General features: G+C 57.3%; 11 protein-coding genes and 2 pseudogenes. 7 read left to right on the top strand and 6 right to left on the bottom strand.

Going from position 1 to position 15564, the window contains the following annotated elements:
- Window position 1: 1 nt before the first annotated feature.
- The 4 genes from JQR86_RS03270 to JQR86_RS03255 all read right to left on the bottom strand — a co-directional run bounded on the left by JQR86_RS03270 (window position 2) and on the right by JQR86_RS03255 (window position 5356).
- Window positions 2-985: an ABC transporter permease gene (locus JQR86_RS03270; RefSeq protein WP_019365989.1), complete on the bottom strand. Its 984-nt coding sequence runs from the start codon at window positions 983-985 to the stop codon at window positions 2-4.
- Complete coding sequence (locus JQR86_RS03265; protein ID WP_181123608.1) at window positions 982-2535, bottom strand: sugar ABC transporter ATP-binding protein; 1554 nt, start codon at window positions 2533-2535, stop codon at window positions 982-984. The genes JQR86_RS03270 and JQR86_RS03265 overlap by 4 nt, the downstream gene beginning before the upstream one ends.
- A 94-nt stretch (window positions 2536-2629) precedes the next feature.
- Complete coding sequence (locus tag JQR86_RS03260) at window positions 2630-3589, bottom strand: sugar ABC transporter substrate-binding protein (RefSeq protein ID WP_019365991.1); 960 nt, start codon at window positions 3587-3589, stop codon at window positions 2630-2632.
- Window positions 3590-3760: 171 nt separating this feature from the next.
- Entirely contained in the window at window positions 3761-5356 is a 1596-nt protein-coding gene (locus JQR86_RS03255; protein WP_434154326.1) for a carboxylesterase/lipase family protein, read from the bottom strand.
- Window positions 5357-5761: 405 nt separating this feature from the next.
- Between JQR86_RS03255 and JQR86_RS03250 the strand changes: the two genes are divergently transcribed.
- The 6 genes from JQR86_RS03250 to JQR86_RS03225 all read left to right on the top strand — a co-directional run bounded on the left by JQR86_RS03250 (window position 5762) and on the right by JQR86_RS03225 (window position 13114).
- On the top strand, window positions 5762-6004 hold the full coding sequence (locus JQR86_RS03250) for a hypothetical protein (protein ID WP_181123610.1): 243 nt from the start codon (window positions 5762-5764) through the stop codon (window positions 6002-6004).
- Window positions 6005-6098: 94 nt separating this feature from the next.
- The gene (locus JQR86_RS03245; RefSeq protein ID WP_434154325.1) at window positions 6099-7097 is read left to right on the top strand and encodes an aldo/keto reductase; all 999 of its coding nucleotides are present in this window, start codon (window positions 6099-6101) and stop codon (window positions 7095-7097) included.
- Between the two features lie 122 nt (window positions 7098-7219).
- Entirely contained in the window at window positions 7220-8605 is a 1386-nt protein-coding gene (hglS, locus tag JQR86_RS03240) for a 2-oxoadipate dioxygenase/decarboxylase HglS (RefSeq protein ID WP_434154324.1), read from the top strand.
- A gap of 174 nt (window positions 8606-8779) precedes the next feature.
- Entirely contained in the window at window positions 8780-10411 is a 1632-nt protein-coding gene (locus JQR86_RS03235; protein ID WP_150346643.1) for a methyl-accepting chemotaxis protein, read from the top strand.
- A gap of 174 nt (window positions 10412-10585) precedes the next feature.
- Window positions 10586-11224: a 7-cyano-7-deazaguanine/7-aminomethyl-7-deazaguanine transporter gene (locus JQR86_RS03230; RefSeq protein ID WP_074822161.1), complete on the top strand. Its 639-nt coding sequence runs from the start codon at window positions 10586-10588 to the stop codon at window positions 11222-11224.
- Window positions 11225-11494: 270 nt separating this feature from the next.
- Window positions 11495-13114: a glucan biosynthesis protein D gene (locus JQR86_RS03225; protein WP_010795723.1), complete on the top strand. Its 1620-nt coding sequence runs from the start codon at window positions 11495-11497 to the stop codon at window positions 13112-13114.
- Between the two features lie 86 nt (window positions 13115-13200).
- On the opposite strand, the pseudogene JQR86_RS03220 reads toward JQR86_RS03225, so the two are convergent.
- Together JQR86_RS03220 and JQR86_RS03215 are read right to left on the bottom strand one after the other, a co-directional pair.
- A pseudogene (locus JQR86_RS03220) lies at window positions 13201-13797 on the bottom strand (methyl-accepting chemotaxis protein); the annotation flags it as partial.
- A 306-nt stretch (window positions 13798-14103) separates the two neighbouring features.
- A pseudogene (locus tag JQR86_RS03215) lies at window positions 14104-14808 on the bottom strand (MCP four helix bundle domain-containing protein); the annotation flags it as partial.
- Window positions 14809-15057: 249 nt separating this feature from the next.
- On the opposite strand from JQR86_RS03215, the gene JQR86_RS03210 reads away from it, so the two are divergent.
- Window positions 15058-15561, top strand: coding sequence for a GNAT family N-acetyltransferase (locus JQR86_RS03210; protein WP_407362306.1), 504 nt, complete (start codon window positions 15058-15060; stop codon window positions 15559-15561).
- The last annotated feature ends 3 nt before the right edge of the window (window positions 15562-15564 follow it).

Here is a 15564-nt window from a genome sequence, read left to right as displayed (position 1 = left end):
GTTAGCCTCGGCGCTTGGCGCGATGGCTGCGGTAGGTGTCCAGCACCACGGCCACCACGATCACCGCACCGGTAATGATGCGTTTGGTCGGCTCGCTGGCGCCAATCTGTGCAAGCCCGGCGGCCAGCACGGAAATGATCAGCACGCCAAAGAACGTGCTGATGACCGAACCGCGTCCGCCCATGAGGCTCGTTCCGCCGATCACCACCGCCGCGATGACCTGCAATTCAAGCCCGGCGCCGGCGTTGGGGTCAGCCGCTTCCAAACGGGACACCTGAAACAACGCGGCCAACCCTGCCAGCAGGCCCATCAGGGCAAAAACCAGGATTTTATAGGGCTTGGGGTTGATACCCGCCAGGCGCACTGCTTCTTCGTTGGTGCCGATAGCGACGAGATAGCGGCCAAACACGCTGCGCGTCAGCAAGGCATGGGCAACGGCAATCACCAGCAGCGCAATGATAAAGGAAGGCGAAATCCCAAAGGCGAACGGCGTGGACAGCCAACCATAGGCGTCACCGATGTAGGCCGTGCGCGAATCCGTTAATTGGTAGGCCAGTCCCCGCGCCATTTCCAGCACACCCAGGGAGACGATAAATGAAGGAATTCGCCACGCCACGGTTACGCTGCCCGTCACGGTGCCTGCCAAGGCTGCACAAACCATACCCAGGGCCGCTGCCGGGAAGATACCCCAGCCCCAGTTGAGCGTAGCCACACTGACAACCGATGCCGCCAGTGCCAGCACCGAGCCTACGGACAAGTCGATCCCACCGATGATGAGGATCAGCGTCATGCCCACCGACAGCACCATTAGGTCCGGAATCTGGTTGGCCAGGGTGGTGAAGGTGTTATAGGACAGGAAATGGCTGCTCATGGCGGAGAACAGCACGATCATGGCCAGCAAGGCACCGGCCAGTCCCAGGTAGGTGCCCAGGCCGGACACACTGCTGCTGCGCTTGGGCGCGGCCGGAGTTACGGTAGTGTTCATACGGAGAGTTCCTGTATGGGAGAAACCGCTTCGCCCAGCATCGCTTCACGGCTGCTGTATCCGGCAAAGGCGGCGGCCAGGAGGCGATCCTGGCTCCAATCGTTACGGTCAAAGGTTTCCATGAGACGGCCGGCAGACAACACGGCGATCCGGTCGCAGATCAACATCAATTCACGCAGGTCACTGGACACGACAACGAGCCCCTTGCCCTGCCGGGTCAGTTCGCCCAGTAAGCCGTAGATATCGAACTTGGCACCGATGTCGATGCCCCGGGTAGGCTCGTCGAAGAGCAGCACCTGGCAATCACGCTCCAGCCAGCGGCCGATCACGACCTTCTGCTGATTACCGCCGGAAAGCTCGCCCACCGGCTGATGGGGGCTGGAGCTGCGAATGCGCATGGCCTTGATCTGCCGCTCAGCTAACGCAAGTTCGGACGCAGACTGAACCACGCCGCGCTTGGCAACGGCGGGCATATTGCCCAATGCCAGATTCGCGCAGATGGACTGGGTGAGTAACAACCCCTCCCCCTTGCGATCTTCGGTGATCAGGGCGATGCCATTGCGTACCGCCTCGGCTGGCGAGCTGACGTTGACTTCACGCAGCGGATTACCCACAAAAACACGCCCGCTGTCGGCGCGGTCGGCGCCGTAGATGAGCCGCAGCAATTCGGTACGCCCCGCGCCGATCAAGCCTGAAATACCGAGAATCTCTCCAGCGCGAACCTCGAATGAGACATCGCAGACCTTGCCGGCACGGCTCAGCTTGTCCACTTTCAGTATCGGCGCGCCAATGTGGCGCTCGCCCAGGTCAATATGCTCACCCAGCTCACGTCCCACCATCAACGCTACCAGCTGATCGGTGTTGTAACGGCTAATGGACTCGGCGGCAACCAACCGGCCATCGCGTAGAACCGCGATCCGCTGGGAGATGCGCTTGAGTTCTTCCAGGCGGTGGGAGATGTAGACGATGGCGACACCACGGGCCTGCAGGCGCTCGATCTGCTCGAACAACAGGTCGACCTCGCGCGCCGTCAGCATGGCGGTAGGCTCGTCGAGAATCAGGATGCGGCAATCACCGATCAGATTACGGGCGATCTCGACCATCTGCTGGTGGCCGACCCCCAGGTCAGAGACCAGGGTATCCGGATCGATGGCATCCAGCCCGACCTGCGCCATGGCCAGCCGTGCCTGCTCACGCAGCCTCCCGCGGGAAATCCATCCGCCCCGGCTGGGCAGGTTATCGAGAAACAGGTTTTCGGCAACGGTCAGGGTCGGCAGCAGGTTGAGCTCCTGCATGACCATGCGCACGCCCAGGCGCTCGGCCTCGGTACGGCTACTGGGTGTATAGGGCTGATCAAGAAAGGTCATCTGCCCGGTCGTAGGCGGAGTCAGCCCCGCGATGATCTTGGACAACGTGCTCTTGCCGGCGCCGTTCTCACCTGTCAGCGCCAACACCTCGCCGGGATACAGCTCAAGGCTGACTTCTCCCAGAACGGGTTGCGCATAGGTCTTGCCGATGCCGGTAATGGAAAGGACTGGCCTGCCCGACATGACGGTCTCCTTTAAAACTCAGGTGCCCCGCAAGACTCCGGTGCAGAGGCGAATACGATCGACTCCGCGCCAAAGCCCGGCGGGTAAAGATGGATTACGGCTTGGTTACCAGCTCGACAGGCGTTTCGATCACGCCATCGACAGCGCCGGTGGACTCACCCTTGACCAGCTTGAGCGCAGCGTCGATACCAAAGACCGCCTGCTTGCTGGCGTACTGGTCAGCCGTAGCCAGAACGCGGCCGTCCTTGAGCATGGGCTTGATGGCATTGATGTTGTCGTAACCCACTACCAATACTTCGCCCTTTTTGCCCGCAGCACGAACGGCAGAAACAGCGCCCAGGGCCATGCTGTCATTACCAGCCAGCAGCGCCTTCAGATTGGGATGTTCGTTCATCATGGCAGAGGCCACGGCGTTGCCCTTGTCGATCTCCCAGGAGCCGGACTGGACACCTACAATCTTCATGTTGGCCGCTTCCATAGCGTCCTTGAAGCCAGCGGTGCGCTGCTGGGCATTGAAGGTAGTGGAAACGCCCTCGATGATACCAACTTCGTCACCGGCCTTGAGCTGCTTGGCCAGGTACTCACCTACCAGACGGGCACCCTTGCGGTTATCCGGGCCTACGAAGGGCACATCAAGCTGCTTGCTCTTGAGTACGTCCTGATCCAGACGGTTGTCGATGTTTACGACCTTGATGCCTGCATCCATGGCTTTCTTGATGACGGGCACCAACGCCTTGGAATCTGCCGGTGCGATGACGATGGCATCGACCTGGGACACGATCATCTGCTCAACAATACGAATCTGACTGGACGTATCGGTTTCGTCCTTGATGCCGTTGGAGATCAGATCGAACTGGTCAGAATGCTCTTTCTGATACCCCTTGGCACCGTCTTCCATGGTGCGGAAGAACTCGTTGGCGAGAGACTTCATCACCAGCGCGACCTTGGGTTTATCCGCATCCTGAGCATAAGCCGCGGACAAGGGCAGAAAAGCGGAAGTGGTGGAAAACAGAACAGCAGCAGCGAGAAGCCGCATAGGGCGGGATGCGTTCATGGTGCACTCCATTGTTGTCTTTGTTATGGCGCAAACGTTTGCGTGGCAAAACTATGAGAAGAATTGGCAGGATTGTCAATCTGCGAAGTGTGATGGCGGACGGGTTGCCAGAGAGAGAAAAACAGGGAAAACAGGCATGTCGAGCCGGCAAGGACCGGCTCGACGAATAGCTTACGGTTTGGCGTGCTGAGTTTTCTCGATCAGGTCGAGGCGCTCTTTCCAGGGGTCCTCTTTAAGAACCAGACCTTTATCGGCCGTGAAATCCATAACCAGATTGCCCTCACGGTTGAACGGTAGCCAGCGCGCCACATTTGTACCGTTGGGATTACCCGTCTTGATGAAATTAACAAAGATGGCGTGAGCATCGCTGGCCATGTCCTGATCCTTGTCCGTTACCTTGCCGCCATATCGCGCTTCCAGCATCCTGAAGAAATAGGGAATTTCGCTGGCATGCTGCGCCCCGTTGGTCTCGCTGCGCAGTGAGTCGGCGACGTAGGAGAAGCGATAGAGAAATGCCTGTCGATCATGCTGGGAGATCTTGTCGGCCACGAAGCGAGCCGGCTCGGTCATCATCCGGTCCATGGCAACCGCAGCCCCTACCGCCTGCACATCACCTGTATTTTCCGGGTCGTATAGCTGACGGGCCCGCTCTGCCTCACGCCCAAACGGTGCGAACAGCTCATCCATTGTCTTGGCCGTATTAAAGCCAAGATCGGCGCTGGTCGAACCGATCAGCATAGGCACCTTGTTTTCCTGACCGGCGCTGTAGACCTGCTCTGGTGTACCCACCACGATCCGACCGTCGAGTACTGGCCCACCCACGTAGGTAGAGGCATTGCTGCCCATGCTCATCATGTTCAGGTCGCCCAGCACACGGCTGGCCGGCAAGTCGCGAAGCGCCTTCAGCGCCTCGGGGCCAGCACCCTCTACACCGACACTGCGGGCAAAATTCTTGCCGATGGTCTCGGCGGAGGGATTCCCGGGCAAGTCACGGCTGATCTCATGCAGCTCACCCATCAAGGAACGTCCACCGCCAGACATGACGATGGCACGGTCAAACAGCCCCCGCGTCAGTGGCGTGGTGGTGATATTGAGCACCGAGCCGCCGCCAGCAGACTCACCCATGACGGTAACGTTGTTTGGGTCACCGCCGAACTGACGGATGTTGCGCTTCACCCATTGCAGCGCAGCGATCTGATCCATGTAGCCATAGTTGCCCAGCGGACCTTCTTTTGCAGCCGTCAGCGCGGGATGTGCAAAAAAGCCGAAGCGGCCAAGCCGGTAGTTGAAACTGACAAAGACCACGCCATCGCGGGCAAAGGCGCTACCGTCATAGACCGACGGCGAAGCACCGCCATTGACGTAGCCACCGCCATAGATCCAGATGACAACCGGCAGTGTGGCCTTGCGGTTTGCCGTCTCCTGCGCCGGACGCCAGACGTTGAGGTACAGGCAGTCCTCGGAGGGCTCTACGCCCAAGGGAGCTGCATCGCTGGCCATCGGCTTTTGCATGCAGTCTGCGCCATAGGCAGTCGCCTCACGCACTCCGCGCCAGGGTTTCACGCGCTGAGGCGCACGCCACCGGTTTTCACCCACCGGCGGGGCCGCAAAGGGAATGCCTTTGAAGGAGATGACATCGCCCGACTGGCTGCCTTTCACGCGGCCACTGTCGATGCCTACCTCAGTCAACGCGCCGGGTTGAGCGAAGGCACCCAGAGGCGCCATGAGCAGCCCCAGGGTTATCAGTTTCTTTAGGGATGGAGTCATTGTTTTTCCTTTTGGCAGATCAACGGCGCCAGCCGCCTGCAGAGCATCTGGGGCTCCTGCGGGTGTGACTTGCAGGCCGCTGTCGTGGTTCCACCACCAGACCTTGCGCCAGCGTGTCTGGTACGCAGCCCGAACCTGTTTTTCCACACGAATCCATACCGCGACGGCGACCTTTGGTCTGCGAACGCGGTTGCATTGAGGATCAAAACATCGTTTGCACTGTCACAGCGGGAGTTGATGGCAATAGAGCATCATCTCGCCCTTAACCACAGATCGGCGCGCCTTTAAAAGCGTAGCCGAGACCAGACGCGGTATCGACTCGCCATACTTTCCGAGACTCATGCGGGAAAGCCCCTGGTAATGGAATGCCGCAGTTTGATGACTGCCGATAAAAGGACCCCACCCATGAGCATCGCCTCGATCATTGCCTTGATTCTTATCGTCGTCGTAGGAATCCCGTCATTTAAAATCATCAGGGAAACACTGGCGCGTGCTCGCCTGCTGGAAGACCAATTGGTCGCCATCAACACGCAACTCAGAGACGTCGAGTTCAAGCTGGAAGAGCTGGATGACAAGCTGGCCGCCACACCGGCCGTACGTTCTTCAGAGCGTGCGGCACGAGTCGAGGAAGAAGCCGCTCATCACTGAGTGAGCGATTAGCCAAGTTAATGCTGCGCTCCCAGGGCGTAGATGCGGCCAGGGACCGGTCTATGGTGAACGTCTTCTTTTAGGAGCTTTCGCCATGCTTACACGCACGCTCGGCAAGACCGGCCTCCAGGTATCAGCGCTCGGACTAGGATGCATGGGCATGTCGGACCTGTACGGTCCGGCGGACCGTACCGAAAGCATTGCCACGATCCACGCGGCGCTGGAAGCGGGCGTCAACCTGCTCGACACCGGTGATTTCTACGGGATGGGCCATAACGAGCTGTTGATTGCCGAAGCGCTCAGGGATCGCCGGGAGGCAGTAACGATCAGCGTAAAGTTCGGTGCCCTGCGAGGACCAGACGGGGCCTGGATGGGTTACGACGGCCGCCCCAAGGCTATCCGGAATTTCCTGGCGTACACGCTCAAACGCCTGAATACGGATCATGTGGATATCTACCGTATTGCCCGCCTCGATCCAGACGTTCCTATCGAAGATACCGTGGGCGCCATCGCCGAAATGGTCAAGGCAGGCTATGTGCGCCATGTCGGCCTCTCCGAAGTCGGGGCCGATACGATCCGCCGGGCCGCGGCCGTTACCCCTATCGCTGATCTGCAAATCGAATATTCACTGATTTCACGCGGAATCGAAGCGGACATCCTGCCTACCTGCCGTGAACTTGGCATCGGAATCACGGCCTATGGCGTGCTCTCACGTGGCCTTATCAGCGGTCATTGGTCAAAAGACCGCGCAGGTGAGCAGGACTTTCGCGCCATCAGCCCGCGTTTTCAGGGCAGCAATCTGGACGCCAACCTCAAGCTGGCCGACACGCTCAAAGTCATTGCTCAAGAGAAAGGGGTTACCGCGGCACAGATGGCAATCGCCTGGGTGCTGGCGCGCGGTGAAGATATTGTCCCGCTGGTAGGCGCACGTACCCGTGAACGTTTGCATGAGTCGCTGGGTGCACTGGATATCATGCTAACCGCCGAGGAGCTGGCCAGAATCGAGCAGGCCATTCCCGCCAACGCCGCGGCAGGAGAACGCTATCCCGCCGCTCAATTGGCTCACATGGACAGTGAGAAGCGGCACGACTGAGCGGCTTGTCTGATTCCCTTTATGAATGAATGGGTGAATTTTTGTCATTTGTAAGGCAGGAAAGCGGCCAGCAGAATGGACTGATACCTCTATAGTCCGGCCCATCTAAGGAGCGGTATGCCATGACGACGCAGGCTTTTGTCGATCCCGATGAGATTCGCGCCCGGTTCTCCCGCGCCATGTCCGACATGTACAAGGCCGAAGTGCCCTTGTATGGGACATTGCTGGAGCTGGTGAGCGATATCAATCAGCGTACGCTGGCAAACAATCCGACCTTGGCAGAGCAGCTGCGCCAGACGGGTGAAATCGAGCGGCTGGACCAGGAGCGCCATGGGGCTATCCGCGTAGGTACGGCGCAGGAGCTGGCTACGCTGCGGCGCCTGTTCGCAGTCATGGGCATGTATCCGGTGGGTTATTACGATCTTTCCGAAGCAGGCGTGCCGGTGCACTCCACCGCGTTTCGGGCCGTCCACGAGGCTTCGCTGCAAAAAAGTCCCTTTCGTGTCTTTACCTCCCTGCTCCGTCTGGAGCTGATCGAGGACGAAGCACTCAGACAGAAAGCAGCGGCGATTCTGGCTCAGCGCATTATCTTTACATCACGTGCGCTGGAGCTGATCGCCCGTTGCGAAACAAAAGGCGGCCTGAGCGCAAGCGACGCCGATGCCTTCGTGCGTGAAGCCTTGGAAACCTTCCGTTGGCACGGCGAGGCCACAGTCAGCGTCGAGGTGTATCAGCAGCTGCACGACCAGCATCGCCTGATTGCCGATATCGTGGCGTTCAAGGGGCCGCACATCAATCACCTGACGCCCCGGACCCTGGATATCGATGCCATCCAGCAAGGCATGCCGTCACGGGGGATTACGCCCAAGGCAGTTATCGAAGGCCCACCACCCCGCCGCTGCCCTGTTCTGCTTCGCCAGACAAGCTTTAAGGCGTTGCAGGAAAAGGTGACCTTCATCGATGAACAGGGCAATGCCGTTGCTGGCAGCCACACGGCCCGCTTTGGCGAGATCGAGCAGCGTGGTGTTGCATTGACGCCCAAGGGACGTGCGCTCTACGACAAGCTCCTGAACATTGCCCGCACCCAGGCTCCCAGCGAGAGCAACGCCCAGGCATACATGCAGGCACTGACCGACATATTCGCAGAGCTGCCGGACAGCTATGAATCCTTGAGAAAGCAGGGGCTGGCCTATTTTCGTTACTTCGTCACCGACAAGGACGATGCGGTTACCCAGGATGGGCCAAGAGATCTGGATGCCTTGATCCAGTCAGATTATATCCACTATGAACCACTGGTATATGAGGACTTTCTGCCGGTCAGCGCGGCCGGTATTTTCCAGTCTAACCTGGGCGATCAGGCTCAGACGCAGTATGCCGAGGCGTCCAGTAAGGACCGCTTCGAGCAGGCACTGGGCGCGTCGGTACTGGATGAGCTGGCCCTGTACGCCGAGACCCAGGCGCGCTCGCTCAAGCGCTGTGAAGAGCAGCTGGGAATATCCCTTTCATAAGGCCGCAAGGCTCAAAGCGCTCCTCTTACCAACGGAGCGCTTTAGATAGCCGCGCTAGAGCGGCTGCCGAATAATCGCCATCTGCAGGGTGCGTCCAGCCTAAAGATATTTCATTTTTTTACCGATACAGAGCAGGTGAAACCTTTACTGCCTTCTCCTATCGGAGCGCGTCCCATGTTGTCCAATTTAAGTATTGCCAAAAAGCTTGGTGCAGGCTTTGGGCTTATCATCGCGATCATCTGCATCCTGGTGTATGTAGCCCGCCACGGCTTTACCGAGGTCGATAATTCGGTCAAGTGGAACATTCATACTTATCAGACCATTGATGGGGCTAACAACCTGTTGATTAGCCTGACCAACATCGAAACGGGTATGCGTGGATTTGCCCTCAGCGGTCAGGACGACTTTCTGGAACCTTACAACGCAGGGAAAACAGCGTTTGAGCAAACCTGGACGAAGCTTAAAAACCTGACGTCGGATAACCCGACCCAGCAAACCCGTCTGGATGAACTCAAGGCCACGCAAATGAAGTGGCTGAGCGAAGACATCGAGCGTTCCATCCAGCTACGCCGCGCAGTCGTACAAGGTGCCTCCTCCATGGACGACATGGTGCAACGCATCATCGACCGTCAGGACAAGGCCAAGATGGACAAGATGCGCAAGATCATCGCTGACTTCAGCAACGATGAGTCCAAGCTGCTGGGCGTGCGTAATGAAGCCATGCAGTCTGCCGAACAGGTTGCTATCTGGACGCTTATCGGGGGTGGAATCCTGGCTGCCCTAGCGGCCATAGTCATTGCCTTCAGCCTATCCGTATCCATCAAGCGCCGTCTAAATGATGCCATTCAGGTTGCTCAGGCCATTGCCGCTGGCCGTCTGGATACTCAGATCCGCAGCACCGGCGAAGATGAAATTGGCAGCTTGCTTAAGGCCTTCAACGCCATGCAGCAGCGCCTGCGGGAAATGATTTCCGAGATCAAGGGTGGTGCCGAGCAGCTTCTGACGGCCGCTCGCGATATCTCCAACACCTCGGAGCAACTGGCTGTCGCCGCACGGGACCAGTCAAGCTCGGCATCCTCCATGGCCGCTACCGTGGAAGAACTCACCGTCAGCATCAGCCATGTCTCGACCAGCGCGAACGAGGCCCACGGCATCTCTACTGACTCCGGCAAGCGCTCCATCCAGGGTGGCAATGTCATCAAGCAAACCCTGGACAGCATGACGCAGATCGCCGGTACGGTGCAGAGCTCGGCTGAACAGATTTCCGAGCTGGACCGCCACGCCGATCAGATCACCTCCATCGTGAACGTGATCAGCGAGATTGCCGAGCAGACTAACCTGTTGGCCCTGAACGCAGCCATCGAGGCCGCCCGTGCAGGTGACCAGGGCCGCGGCTTTGCGGTGGTCGCCGATGAAGTTCGCCTGCTGGCGCAGCGCACCGGCAAGTCAACCCAGGAAATCGCCGACATGATCAAGAAGATCCAGGCGAGCACCCAGGACGCAGTCAGCAGCATGAACGTGGGCGTGACTCAGGTGAACCAGGGTGTGGAACTGGCTCACTCGGCCAGCCAGGCCATCGACGAGATTCGCAGTGGCTCGGATCGCATCATCTCCGTGGTTGACCAGATCTCCATGGCACTGCGTGAACAATCTGCTGCCAGCCAGGATGTAGCCCGCAGCGTGGAGCGCATCGCGCAGATGGCAGAGACCAACAGCCATTCCATTGAAAGCGCCTCGCGCAATGCATCGAGCATTCAGCATCTGGCCCAGTCATTGGACAAGCAGGTCGCGCAGTTCCGCCTGTAAGCGCTGTGTATTGAAAAGCCCACCGCCTGGTGGGCTTTTTCCTGGGTGCGTCAATAACGCCCGGCGAATTTCGCTACGTTTTAGTCGGCACTGCGCTTAGAATGCGCGCCCTGCTCCCAAGAGCAGATCAACGTCATGGGTTCCCTCACCCCATTCCACTAAAAAGGATGCATCATGCAACTGACCTCTTCCGTCAGGCGCTCGGCATTGGCCGGCCTGATTGGCTTTCATATCCTGATCATCATCGCAAGTAACTACCTCGTCCAGCTGCCGCTCAACCTGTTTGGCTGGCATACAACCTGGGGCGCATTCAGCTTTCCGTTCATCTTCTTAGCCACTGATTTGACGGTGCGGATTCTCGGTAAAGGCCCGGCGCGCCAGGTCATCGCCCGAGTCATGGTGCCGGCGCTGGTCGTCTCGTACATCCTTTCTGTGCTGTTCCAGGAAGGCGCATTCCGCGGCCTGGAAGCCTTGGCGCAATTCAATACCTTTGTACTGCGTATCTCATTGGCGAGCTTTTTTGCCTATGTGCTGGGCCAGCTGGTAGATATCCATGTCTTTGATCGTCTGCGTCAGCTGCAGCAATGGTGGATAGCACCTACTGCCTCGACGATACTGGGCAACCTGCTTGATACCTTCGCCTTTTTCTCCATTGCCTTCTGGCACAGCGACAACCCTTTCATGGCCGAGCATTGGGTGGAGATTGCCTGGGTCGACTATACCGTCAAGCTCAGCGTCAGCCTGCTCTTGTTCCTGCCGCTCTACGGGGTGCTGCTGAGCGCCATCGAGCGCATGCTGCTGCGCCGCGCCTGACAGGATTCGTGTCGGACTATGTCTCGTCTGCCCCAGCGGGACAGATGAGACAACCCCTGGAAACACCCTGAAAAGGCATTCCAGACCCAAATCGACAGCTTTGTGCAGTGTTTTACAGTTTCCGAAACAGAATCGAACTGTTCTCGTTCGCAAACATCTCTTACCCTCAGCCGCTGCGTTGAGGATTATTCGAGACAGGTCTTTGTTATCGGACAGAGCCGGACCCGTTGCCACAGCGCTTGACGACATCTTAGTCACATAGGTTCATGTATGCACCGCAGAGATCTTCTGAAAGCTTCACTGGCCTTTGCCGCGTATACCGGTCTTCCTTCGACGACCGTATTCGCCGCTCAATCCCTGTCTGGCGCCTCCAGCCAGGATGTAGAACCGTTCGAATTCGATTTGCTGAAAAATCAGGCCAAGCAGATGGCAGCCAGTGCCTATGTGGATACGTCTCAGCAGTTGCCGCCCACGCTGGCAAAAATGACGCCACAGCAGTTCAACGCCATTCAGTACGATGCCAACGAGTCGCTATGGCATGACCTGAAAGGCCAGCTCGATGTTCAGTTCTTCCATGTTGGCATGGGCTTCAAACAGCCGGTCCGCATGTACAGCGTTGATCCAAAGAAAAAGCAGGCCACGGAAATCCATTTCCGGCCTCAGATGTTCAAGTACGAGAACAGCGGCGTCGATAAGTCACAACTCAAGGGTGACCTGGGCTTCGCCGGCTTCAAGGTGTTCAAGTCACCCGAGCTGACGCAGCACGATATCGTCTCGTTCCTGGGGGCAAGCTACTTCCGTGCAGTGGACGATACCAAGCAGTACGGCTTGTCTGCCCGTGGCCTTGCCATTAATAACTTCTCGGATACGGTGGAGGAATTCCCGAACTTCACCAAGTTCTGGTTCGAGACGCCCGAGCCGCACAGCACGCGATTTGTAGTCTATGCTCTGCTCGACTCGCCCAGCGCGACCGGTGCATATCGCTTCGACATCGACTGCCGCGCCACGCAGGTGGTAATGGCAATCGACGCTAATATCTATGCGCGCAAGGAAATCAAGCAGCTGGGTATTGCGCCGATGACGAGCATGTTCAGTTGCGGCACCCATGAGCGCCGCATGTGCGACACCATCCACCCGCAGATCCATGACTCCGACCGCCTCTATATGTGGCGCGGTAATGGCGAGTGGGTGTGCCGTCCGCTGAATAACCCTGCCAAGCTTCAGTTCAATGCATTCGAAGACAAAAACCCCAAGGGCTTTGGTCTCGTGCAGAGCGACCATGAGTTTTCCAGCTATCAAGATACGGTGGACTGGTACAGCCGCCGCCCAAGCCTGTGGGTCGAGCCCACTACGGAATGGGGTGAAGGCAGCATTGATCTACTGGAAATCCCGACAACCGGCGAGACGCTCGATAACATCGTGGCCTGCTGGAATCCCAAGGTGCCTATCACGGCGGGCAAAGAGCTGCGCTACGGCTACAAGCTCTACTGGAGCGCGCTGCCGCCGGTTAGAACACCGCTGGCACAGGTCCATGCGACGCGCTCCGGCATGGGCGGCTTCGTAGAGGGGTGGGCGCCGGGTGAGCACTATCCAGACGTCTGGGCCCGCCGCTTTGCGGTGGACTTCGTGGGCGGTGGCCTGGATACCCTCCCTCAAGGCACCGGAATCGAGCCCGTCGTCAAGGTCTCGAGCGGTGAGCTGAAAGACTTCCACGTCCTCTGGATACCGGACATCAAAGGGTATCGTGTGATCTTCGACTGGTATCCGACCAGCGATAGCGTGGACCCGGTAGACATGCGCCTGTTCATCCGCACCAACGACCGAACGCTCAGCGAAACATGGCTGTATCAATACTTCCCGCCAGCGCCTGAGCGCCGTCGCTACCCTTGATCTGTAGAAATAGTGCATGAAAAAAGCGGCTCTTGTGAGCCGCTTTTTATTGCGCGAAAAGAAGTTACAGCCGATAGGCGACTGAGTTACAGAGCGAACCGCCGGATCATGCCGTTGAGGTCCGTTGCCAGACGCGACAATTCATGGCTGGCCACGCCTGTCTGTTCTGCGCCAGAGGCTGTCTGCTGGGACAGGTCGCGGATGCGCACCAGATTGCGATCCACCTCGCGAGCAACCTGCGCCTGTTCTTCAGCGGCAGTTGCGATAACCAGGTTACGCTCGTTAATACCCATGACCGCACAGGTAATGCTGTGCAGAGCTTGTTCAGCAGCGCTCGCCTTATCCATAGTCTCCCCTGCCTGCTCGGCACTGCTTTGCAATGCACTTACGGTTTCGCGCGTACCGACCTGAATCTGGCCGATCATGCTCTCGATTTCGCGAGTCGACTCGCCGGTCCGGTGGGCCAGGGCGCGAACTTCATCGGCAACCACTGCAAAGCCCCGTCCGGCATCTCCAGCTCGTGCAGCTTCGATCGCTGCGTTAAGCGCCAGCAGGTTGGTCTGCTCAGCCACAGCACGAATAACATCGAGAACCTTGCTGATGTTTTGCGTTTGCGCAGCCAACGCTTCCGCTCGCTGAGAAGCTCCCAGCACGTTGCTCACCATGGACTGGATCGACTCAATGGTTTCGCTGAGTTGAGCCTGGCCCTGCTCGGCGGTACGGGTGGACGCTTTGGATTCCTCCGAAGTAGCCACTGCATTGGAGGCCACTTCATCCACCGCAGCACTCATCTCGGTTACGGCCGTCGCTGCAAGATCCAGTTCACTGTTTTGCTGTTGAATATCCCGCTTGCTTTCCTGGGTAATGTTGCTCATTTCCTCCGCAGCAGCTGCAAGCTGGTTGGCAGAACCCTCGATTTCGCCCAATGTTGTACGCAGGTTTTCCTGCATGAGGTTCAAGGACTGAAGCAGTTGAGCTGCTTCATCTACACCTTGGGTATCGATACGCCCCGTAAGATCGTTTTGCGCAATCTGTTGGGCCACGCTGACCGCCGAACGAATTGGTAAAATGATGCTACGGCTAAAAAACCAGGCAAGCAGTGCACCAAACAAGACAGCCAAAGTAATGGCTGTAATGGCAATGGTGCGTGCCTGAGTGTAGGCATTGTTGGCATTGTTACCTGCACCCTGCGCTTCTTTCTGGTTATGGTTTGCCAGAACTTCAATCTGCGCATTGATAATGTCTGAGTAAGAGGCAACACTGCGAAGAACTTTCAACGCCTCTTCTGGCTTTTGAGCGTCCATCAGGGAGATAACCTTATATATGGCTTCTTTATAAACCTGATAAGAATCGCCCAGCGTCTTCATGGCATTAACTTCTTCCGGCGCATCGGCATCCTTGTTGTAGTCTGCCATGACGCGCTCGACCTGAGCCGTTATTTTGGAAAATCGCTCCTTATATTTGGTTTGCTCTTCCGGCAGGTCGTATACATAGAGTTGCAATGCTGTGGTACGCAAACGGGCAAGTGCAATGCCAAGCTCATCGCCTAAAGCCAGACTGGGTAACGATTCGTTCTGAATGACCTCGCCGGACTTTCTGATCTCCGCCATCTGGAGCAGGCAAAAGACACCAAGCCCAAACAGCAGGATAATAATGAGACCAAAACATAATACGGTCCGTTGTGCGATTCTCATGCGTCTTAGCATACACACATCCTTTGCCTGAAAAGGCAAACTGCAGGGCTATAAAGATGCAGATGTTTAATCTGCAAAAAGAATTCTGGCAAACAAACTTATCGGCTAAAAATCAGGGACCATGAATAAATTTTCAATATGAAGGGTCAATAAAATACTTATTACCAAGCACTATGTGAAAACCTTGTTAAGATCTTTAAAAAAGCAGCTGGTTATAATTAAATAAACTACTTTTTATTACCGTTCATCATGGTTATCCACCGTCTTTGTCCAGATCATGCAATCAGTTACCGCACCCTGATGCTTGAGGCTTATGCCTTGCATCCGGAAGCTTTTACCTCCAGCGAGGCGGAGCGCGCGGTGCTACCGTTGGACTGGTGGCGATCCCGGCTGGAAAGCGATGCGGTATTTGGCGCATTCGATAAGGATCAGCTGCTGGGTGTAGCAGGACTTTCCTTCGAAACTCGAGAAAAGATCAGGCACAAGGCCACTCTGTTTGGCATGTACGTTCCACAGCGGTTTGGCCGTCAAGGCATCGGCTTTCATCTGATCCAAGCTGTACTGGAGCATGCCCGACATCGCGAAGACATCAGGCTGGTACAGCTTACCGTCACGGAAGGCAACCACACCGCACTGCGCCTGTATGAACGTTGCGGTTTTGAGGTGTTCGGGGTAGAGCCGATGGCGGTCTCCATTGGCAAAGCCTTCGTCAACAAGGTCCACCTCTGGCAAGAAATCCATCCAGCCAAATAAAAC

It is taken from the genome of Pseudomonas sp. JZ134, assembly GCF_051027695.1.
GTDB lineage: Bacteria > Pseudomonadota > Gammaproteobacteria > Pseudomonadales > Pseudomonadaceae > Chryseomonas > Chryseomonas luteola.
The sequence above is the reverse complement of the archived record's forward strand: the minus strand, read 5'-3'. Positions and strand labels throughout refer to the sequence as shown.

Excerpts from the sequence above, each read along its gene's own strand:
- JQR86_RS03270 (WP_019365989.1), bottom strand. The coding sequence starts at position 985 with ATGAACACTACCGTAACTCCGGCCGCGCCCAAGCGCAGCAGCAGTGTG.
- JQR86_RS03265 (WP_181123608.1), bottom strand. The coding sequence starts at position 2,535 with ATGTCGGGCAGGCCAGTCCTTTCCATTACCGGCATCGGCAAGACCTAT.
- JQR86_RS03260 (WP_019365991.1), bottom strand. The coding sequence starts at position 3,589 with ATGAACGCATCCCGCCCTATGCGGCTTCTCGCTGCTGCTGTTCTGTTT.
- JQR86_RS03255 (WP_434154326.1), bottom strand. The coding sequence starts at position 5,356 with ATGACTCCATCCCTAAAGAAACTGATAACCCTGGGGCTGCTCATGGCG.
- JQR86_RS03250 (WP_181123610.1), top strand. The coding sequence starts at position 5,762 with ATGAGCATCGCCTCGATCATTGCCTTGATTCTTATCGTCGTCGTAGGA.
- JQR86_RS03245 (WP_434154325.1), top strand. The coding sequence starts at position 6,099 with ATGCTTACACGCACGCTCGGCAAGACCGGCCTCCAGGTATCAGCGCTC.
- hglS (WP_434154324.1), top strand. The coding sequence starts at position 7,220 with ATGACGACGCAGGCTTTTGTCGATCCCGATGAGATTCGCGCCCGGTTC.
- JQR86_RS03235 (WP_150346643.1), top strand. The coding sequence starts at position 8,780 with ATGTTGTCCAATTTAAGTATTGCCAAAAAGCTTGGTGCAGGCTTTGGG.
- JQR86_RS03230 (WP_074822161.1), top strand. The coding sequence starts at position 10,586 with ATGCAACTGACCTCTTCCGTCAGGCGCTCGGCATTGGCCGGCCTGATT.
- JQR86_RS03225 (WP_010795723.1), top strand. The coding sequence starts at position 11,495 with ATGCACCGCAGAGATCTTCTGAAAGCTTCACTGGCCTTTGCCGCGTAT.
- JQR86_RS03210 (WP_407362306.1), top strand. The coding sequence starts at position 15,058 with ATGGTTATCCACCGTCTTTGTCCAGATCATGCAATCAGTTACCGCACC.